Annotated in this window: 6 protein-coding genes and 3 pseudogenes; 1 reads left to right on the forward strand and 8 read right to left on the reverse strand. The window is 34.3% G+C overall.

Annotated features, from left to right (window positions below):
• The 7 genes and pseudogenes from AFK68_RS29510 to AFK68_RS29550 form a co-directional block, all read right to left on the reverse strand.
• Positions 1–630: pseudogene (locus AFK68_RS29510) on the reverse strand (transposase); the annotation flags it as partial.
• Between the two features lies 1 nt (position 631).
• Positions 632–959 (reverse strand): annotated as a pseudogene (locus AFK68_RS29515) (transposase); the annotation flags it as partial.
• 775 nt (positions 960–1,734) lie between these two features.
• Positions 1,735–4,068, reverse strand: coding sequence for a dynamin family protein (locus tag AFK68_RS29520; RefSeq protein WP_246844541.1), 2,334 nt, complete (start codon positions 4,066–4,068; stop codon positions 1,735–1,737).
• A 401-nt stretch (positions 4,069–4,469) separates the two neighbouring features.
• Entirely contained in the window at positions 4,470–4,682 is a 213-nt protein-coding gene (locus AFK68_RS29525) for a hypothetical protein (RefSeq protein WP_094677421.1), read from the reverse strand.
• A 13-nt stretch (positions 4,683–4,695) separates the two neighbouring features.
• Entirely contained in the window at positions 4,696–5,199 is a 504-nt protein-coding gene (locus AFK68_RS29530) for a YtxH domain-containing protein (protein ID WP_094677423.1), read from the reverse strand.
• 297 nt (positions 5,200–5,496) lie between these two features.
• Positions 5,497–6,393 carry a YtxH domain-containing protein gene (locus AFK68_RS29535; RefSeq protein ID WP_094677425.1) on the reverse strand — a complete coding sequence of 299 codons (897 nt, stop codon included), beginning with the start codon at positions 6,391–6,393 and terminating at the stop codon, positions 5,497–5,499.
• Positions 6,394–8,311: 1,918 nt separating this feature from the next.
• Complete coding sequence (locus AFK68_RS29550) at positions 8,312–9,958, reverse strand: hypothetical protein (RefSeq protein ID WP_094677431.1); 1,647 nt, start codon at positions 9,956–9,958, stop codon at positions 8,312–8,314.
• Positions 9,959–10,236: 278 nt separating this feature from the next.
• Here AFK68_RS29550 and AFK68_RS46940 point away from each other — a divergent pair.
• Positions 10,237–11,765: pseudogene (locus AFK68_RS46940) on the forward strand (TerB family tellurite resistance protein); the annotation flags it as partial.
• 340 nt (positions 11,766–12,105) lie between these two features.
• On the opposite strand, the gene AFK68_RS29570 reads toward AFK68_RS46940, so the two are convergent.
• On the reverse strand, positions 12,106–12,771 hold the full coding sequence (locus AFK68_RS29570; protein ID WP_094677439.1) for a 2OG-Fe dioxygenase family protein: 666 nt from the start codon (positions 12,769–12,771) through the stop codon (positions 12,106–12,108).
• Between the last annotated feature and the right edge of the window lie 223 nt (positions 12,772–12,994).

Raw genomic sequence — 12,994 nt, forward strand, 5'->3', positions numbered from 1 at the left:
TTTAATTGTTTGTTAGCCCAACGTCTTCTTATACCTCCAGTTAACTGATGCCAGATCATAAATGTATAAGCACGATCGGACTAAAATAAAATGCCTTTTTAGGCTGATTTTATCTCTAACTTGATATTCTCGCGAGTCCTAACCATCCTTTGGCTTCCCGGTAGAAAACTTCCACCCAATTTCTTTGAGAATAAGTAGAATATATCCACTCTGGAGTTGCATATTTGTGTTCTATATTAGTTATATAATAGTTAATATCAGTGGCCTCAGAAAAACTTTTAGCATTCATAACGATAGCTATAGTTTTTTGACCTGACATCCTAGATATTTGTACTTCTAATGTAGCTACCCAAACTTCGTACTTATTTTTTGTACTTACTTGAACTAAGTTAAAAGCTTTTTGAGGTATACTTTCTGCCAGCTTATCTAATCTAATTTCCTCTGGCATTTCATCCTGTTTTTTGATGATTACTTTGCGATTTTTAGCTAATCCTCCTATATAAGTTAAATTCCTTTTCTCTAGTTGATTTAAGAATGATGTATTATTACCATAGCCTCCATCAATTAACACAATTTCTGGTTGGTGTCCTCTCGACAAACATTGATCTACGCTCTTACATTGCTAAGTCTNTTTCTTAACAAATTCTGGGTCTTTTTTTCCTTTTGGAAAAGAATCAGCTTTCTGATACAAAGCTATATCTAAAGGCAGACTTTTAACTCCATCATCAAGATGAGTTGTAACTACGACTACACCATTATCTGTTTTTCCTATTTCTCCTATATATTGTCGCCCTACTCCTGCCGTTAAATTACCACTTCTTGCTCCGTCTTGACGCCGAGGAAACCTCGGCGCAGGCGGTGCGCTTTTTCTGTGGCCTGAATCGTCTATAATTAGAGCAAATGAACGAGAAGGTATGAAGTGACGACATTCCCACATCACTTGCAGACGACGCTCCCATNTAATTAACGTAAAATACATATCAGATATATATTATACCCTTTTTTTTACTATTTTTTCACTAAAGTCCCGTTATCAAGAACTTCACAACTAACTGATTAAGTATGAATAGTCATACCTCCTCTCTCTGTAGAGTTGTTTTAATCCCTTGCCTTATTCAAGCTAGTTGATTGAGTTGTGAAACTTTTTTCTTAATACTTATTTGACAAACAGTCTTTTAATCTATTCCTTAACCATAAATATTGAAACTTTTGGGGAGATAGGTAGGGCTTGCTGAAAAAGTCTTTTAGTAGTGGTAGGAGTCAGGAGTCATATAAAATTCGGTAGAACAGTTGTCCGCAGCGACGATAGGAAGCAATCTCAGAGATTTAAGAGATTGCTATCCGTTCCGGAATGCTCCGCAAACCTTCCACTCCGTTCCAGTCGCTGCGGACGCAAGCTATAGTAATTATCCAGATTGTATATCAGGAGTCAGGAGTCAGGAGAAATGGGGAACTCATAATACCATTTCTCAAAAACTTTTCTATATTTACTTGAGTAGGGGAGTAGGGGAGTAGGGGAGAAGTAAACATAATCATAATTAATGGTAAATTACTTCAAATTAGCAAAAAAGTGTTTATTATGTATTACTTACTTAATAGCTGAAGTGTTCCCTAAGTATAGCATTAATGCATGGGAATTGGTATAAAATATAGAAACCGGGTTTGTATTAGATACCCTATGATAGTGATATCTGTCTTCCACAAACCCGGTTTATTCGCGGGATCATCCAAATTTTAAGCTTTTGTTTTCTTTAACTCATCTAAAGATTTTGCTAGCATATCTAAATCTTCCATATATTCAGATAATTTAATTTGATAAATCTGCAAATTTGAGTAAATTTTATCTGCTTCTTCTCCTTGACTTTCTCGTTGCCAAACTAAAGCTTCAAGTTCTGATTGAAATTTATTTGTGTAATCTTTGATTTGCATTTCTGCACTGCGAAAGTCTTCCTTAACTTGCTGTTGTATGACTAAATTAATTACCGCAGCACTATCTACAATTTGTTCATCAATTCTTCTACAAATTAATTGTAAAATTGCCTGCAAGTCTACTTCAAAGCTTTTGACTTCCACATCGACAAAATATACTTCATCTTCTTCGCATTTTCGCTTTCTTACCTCTTGTACTTGTTCTATATATTTGATTCTCTCCAGAATTTTATCTACTTTATCATCAATCATTCCTTCAAAATTGAGATGAGGAATAATAATCGGATTAATATTTAACTCAATTCGCAAAGATTCACCCAGGTAGACAGAAAGTTGATTAGATATTTCTTGGATTTTGTTTTGTATTTCTGTTGCTAAATTTTCCCGAATTTTAGTTCCTTCCCGAATCAATTTATCTTGCACATCTACCCACAAATTCTGAATATGAGGGGAGCAGTATTCATTGACTGTTTTAATCAACTTTTCAGCATCTTTCTCTTCCTTAAATCTAATTTTATAAATATTTTCTGAATCCTGTCGATCAAGTTGATTGAACAGATTATCAAATCCTTGAAAAATTGCTCTAAATAAACCACCTCTTGAGTTAGTTTGTTTCTCAAATTTTGACTGGTTAGATATTGAATTAGGCAACTTAGATATTGAATTAGGCAACTGTTCAATTTCTATTTTTATCTGCTCTTTAGCATTCGTGGCAAATAATTGTAATTCTTGCTTAAACCTTTCAATTAACTTTTTTTCCTGTTGCTTAACTAACTTTTTTACTTCTAAAACCTGCTGATTAGCATTATCAGCTTTTTCAGCATATTCCTGAACGTTTTGTTTCAGAGTTTCCAGCTCAATTTCCCATCCTTGAATTTGAGTATTTAAACTATCCTCAATTCCTTTAACTACTTTTTCCAGTCTTGCCAAAACATCCTCTAAAAGATTTACTCCAGAATTTTGAGTAATAGTCTGAATTACCATTTTTTCTATTTCTGGAATTTTACTATCTATTAATGCTTGGCGGGCAATTTTATGAGGTGCTGGTGTAATTAAATCGCCATCTTCATTTTTTTTAGAATATTGAGAACTAAAGAACTTTTGAAAATCCTCAATTTGACCTTCAGTTGCTTTACCAGCATCAATTAATTTTGCTAAAAGTCCCTGTCGGGAACTAGCAGGATAAATTATCGGATGAGGAAAACCAAAACTACTCAATTCTCGTTTTAAGTCATTAATAACTTCACGAATTTCTCGGTCTCTTTCCCCTCTTAAATCAACTTTGTTCAGGATAAAGTAAACCTTCCCTGCATTTTTAGCAAGTATTTCTTTACGATTTTCTACTACTTCCTTGAATAAGTCTAAAATAGCATTATCTTTGTAGGAAGTGTAATTTAGAATAAATAGAATTGCGTTACAAGTTCGCAGCGCTTCTAATGCAGTTTGCTTTAATTTTACCGTATTAAAATTAGCCGACTCCCACTCATTCGGACCGGGAGTATCGAGTAGAGAAAAACCAGCTAATGAGGGAATTTGGCTAATAGCTTCTATGGGATGTTCTACTTCAAATCTAATTGTTTTATCAGGATTATTTTTTTCCCGAATTTCCCTGGTACGCTCTAAAAATTTCTGTTGAATTTCTCCTGCACTTCCTGCCACTAAAATTACAGGTTGCTCCTTAAGTTCGCGATATTCTAAAAGTCTCGGAGTTGCGCCATTATAAATATGTTTAATATCGGTTCGACAAATAGTACAAGCGGCATTTTCACTAGCTAAAATATCCGCCCCAATGACAGCATTTAGAAATGTACTTTTACCAGCTTTCATAGCTGCAACTACTGCTACTTGATACTTTTGCTCTTGCAAATTTTGGAGAGTTTGAACGAGATTATTTTCAACAACTTCTAATCCTTGAGTCTTATCTCCTTCTGTGAGTTTACCCCGCCGAAATTCTTGCAGGAATTGTAAAATTTTAGTTCCAGTTTGATTAATTCTGTTGTGTAGTTGTTGAAAATTTTGAGAGAACATATTTTGATAATTATGATTCATAGTAGGTGGTTGTTGATAATTTGATTCTAGAGGTTGATGATTAGGTGAAACAATTTTTTGCAGTGGTTCAAATTCTTGATACCAAGTCAAAGATTTCTTCAAGAATTTAGAATTTAGAATTTAGAATTTAGAATTATCTCTTCTTATAAAAAAGAGGATTGGCTAAAAGGATTTTTTTTTCTTTTTTCTCCATGAATGGAAAGGCTTTATACCTTGATTTTCCGGTAATTTAATCTTGAGCATAAATCTTGACTTTGCTGATAAATTTGAGTTGCAAATACTCAATTATTTGCCTAATTCGCTGAATAAGTTTGTCAGGGGTAGGGATTTTTTTCCTTTAACAATAACTTCGATAATTCCCTGCTNGGCTAAAAGGATTTTTTTTTCTTTTTTCTCCATGAATGGAAAGGCTTTATACCTTGATTTTCCGGTAATTTAATCTTGAGCATAAATCTTGACTTTGCTGATAAATTTGAGTTGCAAATACTCAATTATTTGCCTAATTCGCTGAATAAGTTTGTCAGGGGTAGGGATTTTTTTCCTTTAACAATAACTTCGATAATTCCCTGCTCAAAAAAACTTTTGGTTTTGATTCCATCAGTTATAAGTAAGTAGTCTAGTATCTCCCTAACTGCTTCAGCATTTCCTTGTTTAGCAAGTTCTATGATTCTTGCAGAATCAGAATTTAGATAATTATTTTCCATTTAATATTCTCCTTTAGCTTATGTCAAAACGAGAGGAAATAAATTGTTGATTCTGGGAATTAATAAGCTGTTGTTGTTGAATCGCCCGAACTTTATTTCGAGCATAATAATAACTGGGAATAAGAATTAATTCTTCGTTGGCTTCGCAGAGAACTTCGTTAGTAATATCTACTGCTTCTCGAAAACTTTGTAAAGCATAAATTGAAGGTTCTCTATCAATATCTGCCATTAAGTAAATTAGATGTTGCTGTAATCTTAATGCTAAACGTAGACAATCTTTTTCCACTTCATCTAAAGCTTTTTGTCGGATTAGCTCGTTAATTTTATTTTGACTTTTATCTGCTAATTCATAATATTTTTGCTCCAATTCTGCATATTGTTCAGATAATTCATTGGCAATTTTTCGGTGATGTTTTGCTGCTTGTCTATCCTTTTCTCCTACTGCATGAGTAGTAAAAGTTCCTGCAACAGCTCCCACTGCTAAACCTAATGCGCCAATAATAAAAGGAAAAACCATAATTAACTCCTGGAAAAATTGTGTTTATTTGTAGTTTTGCTTTAGCACCAAATTTGGAAAATGTTGGGTTTTTCCGTTAGAAATGCTCGGCAAACATTCCATGCTTTGCTCCGCAATGCTAACGCAAACGCAATGCTAACGCAAACAACCTAACCTACATAAATTGCTCAATAAATTATTTCAGTTTCTCTGTTTGGCTTAATTATGTTGTGGAATTGTTGAAAGTTTTGAGAGAATATATTTTGATAATTATTGTTCACGGTAGATGGTTGATAATTTGATTATAGAGGTTTATAATTAGGTGAAACTATTTTTTTTTACTGGTTCAAATTCTTGATACCAAGTCAAAGATTTCGTAATTCCATCTTGAGCATAAATCTTGACTTTGCTGATAAATTTGAGTTGCAAATGCTCAATAATTTGCCCAATTCGCTGAATAAGTTTGTCTGAAGTAGGGATTTTTTTTCCTTTAACAATAACTTCTATAACTCCCCGATCGTAAAAACTTTTTGTTTCTATTTCATCAGTTATGAGTAAGTAGTTTAAAATCTCGGTGACTGCTTCAGCATTTCCTTGTTTAGCAAGTTCTATGATTCTGACAGAACAAGAATTTAGAGTATTATTTTCCATTTTGTTGTAATTTATAGAATGTTTATTCTGACTTTCACTGTAAGAATATTCTTGAAAAAAACTAGATTTATTTGAAAGCTCAAATCCTTGCTTAGATTTCCTAAAACCTCCTAGATATTCTCTTTCTTCAGCGCGGATTAAATTTCGGTTCCAATAGTCAACAGAAATAACTATCAATTCCTCATTTAGTTGATATAAAACATTATTAGTAACATCAACTGCTTCTCGAAAATTATTTAAAGTCAGTGTTGATGGTTCAGAGTCAATTTCCTGCATTAGTGAAAGTAAATTTTGCTGTAATCTTAACGCCAAACGTAAGCGGTCTTTTTCCACTTCATCTAATGCTTTTTGTCGTTTAAATTCGTTAATTTGCTGTTGACTTTTATCTTCTAATTCATCATATTTTTTCTTCAATACTGTGTACTTTTCAGATAATTCATTAGCAATTTTGCGGTGATATTTTGCTTTTTCTCTATCTTTTTCTCCTGCTGCATGAGTAGTCACAGCTCCGACAGTAGCTCCCACTGCCGCACCTATCCCACCAATAATAAAAGGTAAAACCATAATTAACTCCTAGAAAAATTATATTTGTTTGTAGTTGCGCTTTAGCGCCAAATTTGGAAAATTTTGGGTTTTTCCGTTGGAAATGCTCCGCAAACGTTCCTCAACCCAACCTACATAATTTAAGAATAATTGTAGGTTGGGTAGGACGAAGTGAAACCCAACAAAAACATTGGTAAACAATAATAGAGTTGTTGGGTTTTTCCGTTGGAAATGCTCCGCAAACGTGCCTCAACCCAATCTACATAATTTCAGGATAATTGTAGGTTGGGTAGAACGAAGTGAAACCGAACAAAAACATGGGGAAACAATAATATTATGTTGGGTTTCATTCCTCTACATAAATTGAAGATTTTTGAGTATAGATGTACCAAAAATTTCAGAAAAAAATAATTATATTATGTTGGGTTTCGTTCCTCAACCCAACCTACTTCCTGCCACACCTATCCCACCAATAATAAAAGGTAAAACCATAATTAACTCCTAGAAAAATTATATTTGTTTGTAGTTGGGCTTTAGCCCTATAAATATATTTTGGGCTAAAGCCCAACTACGAGCTTTTTTTGTCAATAAAATCTAACTATTTGTAGGTAAAAAACCTTGCTGAGAATTACCAGGTAAATTTTGAGAATTATTAGGCATTGCTCCTAATGACTTAGCTATAGCTACTGACTCTAAATACCGCTTCATCGCTCCTTCTATTCCTGGTTCACAAGGTCTATTTTTTATCTGTTCATTTACTGCATCTGCTTCTGCCAAAAAATCTAAATTTTTCTGGTGCTGATAACTTAATTCATCCTCAATTTCTTGCAGACGTGTTAAGTCTTCCTTAGTCAAAGAATCATAATAATTCTTAACTGCTTCCTTGTGACTTTCTAAAATGTGGAAAAACTCATAAACCATACCCGCGCCACCCACTGCTAACAATGCTGGCGAAACTGCACTCAACGCCATTCCAATAGGTGGGCAAAGAGAAGCAACTGTAGTAATAGTAAAAGCAGATGCAGCACCCACAGCACCCCCTTTTCCTGTATCTTTCAGGGTTTCCAAAATTGCTTCACCCTCAGATATTTCTCCACGCACTACCCGCAAACCATTGTTTAACAGAGAAAAAGGCATAGTAGTTACCGCACCTATCGCTGCTCCCATTGGTGTTGCTTTGACTCCAGCTTTCACCGCTCCCGTCAAGTTATCAATGTGCCATTTTGCACCCAGTTTTGCCTGTTCCTGCAAAGTCATGTCTTTGTTCCCGCGTGCCCTATTATCTTTGGCGTTTTCCCACTTCATATTCCTGGGCTCATTTGAACCACCTTTACTATGTGGTTTAACGTGACTCGCATCTTTATCAGACAAATAGTCTCGCATATTTCTAGCAGCATTTTCAGCATTAGTCCCCGCGCGTTGAGATGGTGGAACTTTGTTAAACATTTCCTGAGCTNGTCATGTCTTTGTTCCCGCGTGCCCTATTATCTTTGGCGTTTTCCCACTTCATATTCCTGGGCTCATTTGAACCACCTTTACTATGTGGTTTAACGTGACTCGCATCTTTATCAGACAAATAGTCTCGCATATTTCTAGCAGCATTTTCAGCATTAGTCCCCGCGCGTTGAGATGGTGGAACTTTGTTAAACATTTCCTGAGCTTGAGCGTAAGTTCTCGATGCTTCTCCTGGACGAACTCCTCCTCGATAGAATTTTCGCGTCGCACTAGCAGATAAGTCTTGAAATTTAGCGTTGTAGACTTTACTTGTAGCTGCTGCGTTAACCGCAGAGTTACGTTGCGAGTCATTGGACATGATTTTTTACTCCAAACAATATTACCTTTTAATCAGAAAATTTGAGTTGTTTTCTATTAATAGGTTAAGCTTTTTGTTAGTTGTTTGGAAACTGTGGAAAATACGGATTTATTAATTCATCTATACCTAAACGACTGTTTCTTTTTTCACCTTTTCTTTGGCTTGAAAATAATAGTATAAATTTGCTACGGTTAAATCTGGAATTTCTTGCCAGTTAGAGTTTGCAAAAGCTGTTAAACCTGTATTTTTTGCTTTTTGACTGATAAATGTTTCATAATTATGACGTAAAGTTGGCTTGACTAAAAAATTAAGTTGGTCGCGTAATGCAGGATAGTGAGATTTTTGTTTTAAGTCTTCATAAATTAATTGTTCTAATGGTTCAGAAAATATGTCGCTACTCTGATTATTTTCTGAAGTTTCTGTTTGGTTTGTCTCCATATTTGCTAACTCTTGTTGTTCATCTGGGGAGAGATTTTGTAACCAGTTAATGTGATTTTGCCAAGAATTTAATACCGCTAGATCGTGGGTATGAATACGAGTAATTTCAGGGAAGAGAAAATCAAGTTCAGTTTCGGAATTAGATAATTTAATAATGTTAAGTAAATCTTGGCAAATTTTCTCTTGGAGATGAGAAAGGCGATCGGTAACTGCTGATAATTCATTTTGCACTTGATAGGTGGTAATTATTGCCTGATCTATTGCCCAAGCGCATTCGAGTCGGCGCAGTCGTCCCGCACCACAGACTTCTGCTAATAATCCTGGGTTAGTGTAATCAGCTAAAGCTTGATATAACATTCCCCGTGCAGCATCTATTTCAGCGTTTCGTCGTTGGGTGTCTTGAATTTTCAGTGCTAACTGGAAGCGTTGGAGAGCTTGGGTAAATAAACCGTAAGCACGAATAAGCACCAGACGATGTTGTTCAAATTTGATATCATGAGCAACTTCGTCAATATGTTGGATAATTTCTGCACTTTGGTCTTTCAGCGCTTGTTTCAAGTCGAGGAAACCTTCTCTGACTTCTAGTCGCAGTTGTTTGACATCTTCCCGCAGTTTCAAAGTTTGCCACAGGTTGACCCCCGATAAAACCACTCCCGCAGCAGTACCCACACCGATAACTGCTGTAGTTGCTTGCAATGTGGCGACGCTACTCAAAAGTGCTTGTTTGACTGCTTCTATTTCACGATAAGTTCTTTGAAAACCTTGGTTAGTTTGATACATTTGCGCTCCACCTGTGACTACTGTTGTTGCCATTTGTAGGGGAGCGGTAAGTGGGTTAATTTTTAGTGCTTGTATAGCGGTTTGTATTAAGTCAAGTTTATCGTTTGTGATTTCAAATCCTTCATTGACTACTCTATAAGTTTCTTGAAATCCTAAGTGGTTTTGCGCCATTTGTGCCCCACCCATTCCCACATTTGTTGCTATTTGAGCGACTCCTAAATTTTGGATAAATTGCATTCCTAATGAGATTACATCTAACCTACTATAAGTTTCTTTAAATCCTTCATTAACTACTTTATAAGTCTTCTGAAAACCTCTGTGAGTTTGCGCCATTTGTGCCCCACTCATTCCTAGTTGAGCAACTTGAGCAAATGGTTTTAAAGGGCTGAAATTAACTATAGTACCTACTGCATGACCAACGAATTTTTTAGTTACTACATCCCTAGCAATACTCAAAGCTACGTCCGTCGCTTTACTCTTAACAACTTCGTATAGACCTTTTTTAAGACCTTCTTGAATTGCTGGACTGAATAGAAAAGTTAAATTACTTGACATCACTTAAACCAACTTATATTCTATAATTACAGATAAACTGATAATATCAAACTTAGTGAAAAAAGAGAAGACTTGAATTTATGAACACCCCACAAATAAACTCTAATACTGTCGAGCTATTGTCGCGTCTTGGAGGCAAAAAACTCTCACCAGAAAATATTAGCTTCTCAGTAGTTTTTCTAGCAAGTTTAGTAACTGTACTATTAGGAATTATGTTCGCTGACGGTACAGTTACAGATGAAGAAGAGAAAATATGGGAAACTACTATAGTTTTCGGNCAGTAGTTTTTCTAGCAAGTTTAGTAACTGTACTATTAGGAATTATGTTCGCTGACGGTACAGTTACAGATGAAGAAGAGAAAATATGGGAAACTACTATAGATAAATTTATTAAACAAGATAAAAGCTTATTACAACTAATTCAGTCAATCACTAATGGATTACAAAAAAATCAAATATATACTAAACCAAAAGTATTAATAATTCTAACTTCCCAACTCTCAAAATCAGAAAAATTATTATTAATTGCTCTTGGCTATGAAGTAGGTATAGCTAATGGAAATTTAAAAACTCCCGAACAAAAATATTTACAACTCATTGCTAAACGTCTAGAAATAGAACCAGAATATTTAGCAGTTATTGACGCTGGATTTACGGGAAAATTAGATGTAGAAACAAAAGCTTTAAATGAAGTTTATACTTTACTTAATCCAGATAATTTTCCATCACTTGAACCAAGTTTTGCTGAAGCAGCCAATCAAATTATTAATAAATTACCGCCTCTTTCCCAAGAAACAGGGAATCAAAAAACTCTAATCCAAGAACCAAACCACCAAAAATTAGATAGTTATTATTTTGATATTAATCAGACAGCAAACAAATTAAAAGAATTAGTTCAGTCTAGTTTAGATGAGTTATTACAAGCAGAAGCTAAATTAAACAATAAACCAATCATTGCAGCAATTAATAGACAGAAAATCTGGCTGCAAGTGGGAGAATTTAGCGGGTATTATGTGAAAATATTAGACTTAGGAAATCTTCCCAAAAATCAAGCCATTGAAGAAATTGATAAAACCTGGAATGAATGGGTAGTAAATTTAGAAGCTACTCTCAAAGAACAGTTGTTAACTAAAACTGAAATAGAAGTAGAAACTACAGAAGAACAAAGTAAATTAACAAAGGCTTACGGTAATAAATTTACTCGAATTTTCCAAGATGAGTTAGAAAATTTTGTCTTGACGATAATTAATCAAAATTTAGGAGTAGTCACACAGTCAGTAAATGGAATTAGTCAAAGTATTAAATATTTGCAAGTAGAATCAAATATAGATAGTTTCGGTGCAGAGATTATTTCAGAAATAGATAGTTTAATTGATACTATTAATAATATAGTCAAGCACATCCATGAGGAGGGATTAGGAGATAATTCTGGATTTGATGTTTTTGAATTTGTAGATAGTGCTGTAGGGAATGTTTTTAACTTTATGGGTGGTACAAATACCCAACAAATTAAGCAAAAAGTTTTTGAGAGAGGTTGGAAGCGGTTTGTACAATCAAAAGATAAATTATTTGAGAAAATAAAAGAGAATATTTCTACAGTTATTGATGAGAAAATTGACTCAGCAACTCAAATAACTGAACAGGCAATTAAACTGTATGAAGATTTTCTCAAAACTCAATCAAGGTATCAACAAGAAACACCAGAACAACAGGAAATTGAAAAAGCATGGATTCGGGAGCAAAGAGAAAAACTTGAGGGAGTAGAGAAAGGAATAGAGGCTGTTTTAAGTTATGATTCAACTATATAAATATGTCGATATAATTAAAGTTAAAAAAATTGTAGTGGCGGTTTTAGCCGATGAATTTTATTTCCACAAATTAACCTATATAGCATTTCTCAGTAAGCGTGAAGTACCCTGCTTTCGATCTCCCCTAACCCCCCTTGAAAAGGGGGGAACCGGAAGTCCCCCTTAAAAAGGGATTTAGGGGGATCATTGATGTACCTCACGCCCGGTGAAAACCGCTCTAATTCAAATTAGAATTAAGTAGTTATTTTAGAACGGTATATACACTTATCTTTACTATTTATTCAAGCAAAAAGGCGGGCAAATATTTACCCACCCTTTTTGCTTCTTACTTATTCGTTTTTTAATGAATTAAACTTGGAGAAGTTAACACAAATACATCTCGATATCCCATCTCTTCTATCACAGGTTTTATCGGAGTTGTAAAGTGCAAAAATTCATGGTCATTTACCAATAATAAATCCCCTGGATTGAGAATTTTACTAAATACTGGCTTTTCTTTTCTAGCAGTATAAAGATGAGTTGCTCCACCTTGAATATTATGTCTATTTACTGCAAATATGCCTATAAAATCTGTGCCGTCTCTGTGAATACCTTCGGGTGCTGGATTACCTGAATTATTAGGGGAACAAATAGTTCTAATTTGATGTACTCCTATTTCTGCTTCTGGATGTATTTTACAGGAATCACAGAAGGCTAATATCATTTTTTTAAAGTTATCTAAGGCGATAAGTCTGTCATCTATTTCAGCAAATTCTCTTTTAATATCTCCTACGATAGGATTATAATCTTTGCTTTGGAAAAGACAACCGTGAGGTTGCTTAATTAAGTCTTCCCCTGAAATAATAAAACGAGAAAGTCTTCTATAACGATACTTACCTTTTATGTATGGATCGACAGGAAGGTTGGCAAAAAACTCTTCAAAACCTTCCATACTAATTGAGTTTACCTTTTTGTAGGTAAACATAAAAGCGTAATCTAAATTGATTGATTCTAAAATTTTTTGCATAGATATTTCTCCCCATTTTATGGAGTAAAAATTGAGTTTTATATTGTTTATATTTTTAGTATAGCTCAGGTTTCTGAGAAGTGTTGCTAAACAGTATACAAACTATTAATTTTTGTAACAAAGTGTATCGAATTACTCAAAAAAAGGTTTATATCAAGTTAATTAACTAATACTGTTTCACAGAAGTTAAAAGTCAAAAGTCAAAAGTCAAAAGTAAGATTTT

Source organism: Hydrocoleum sp. CS-953 (genome assembly GCF_002260545.1).
In the GTDB taxonomy this organism is placed as follows: Bacteria; Cyanobacteriota; Cyanobacteriia; order Cyanobacteriales; family Microcoleaceae; genus Trichodesmium.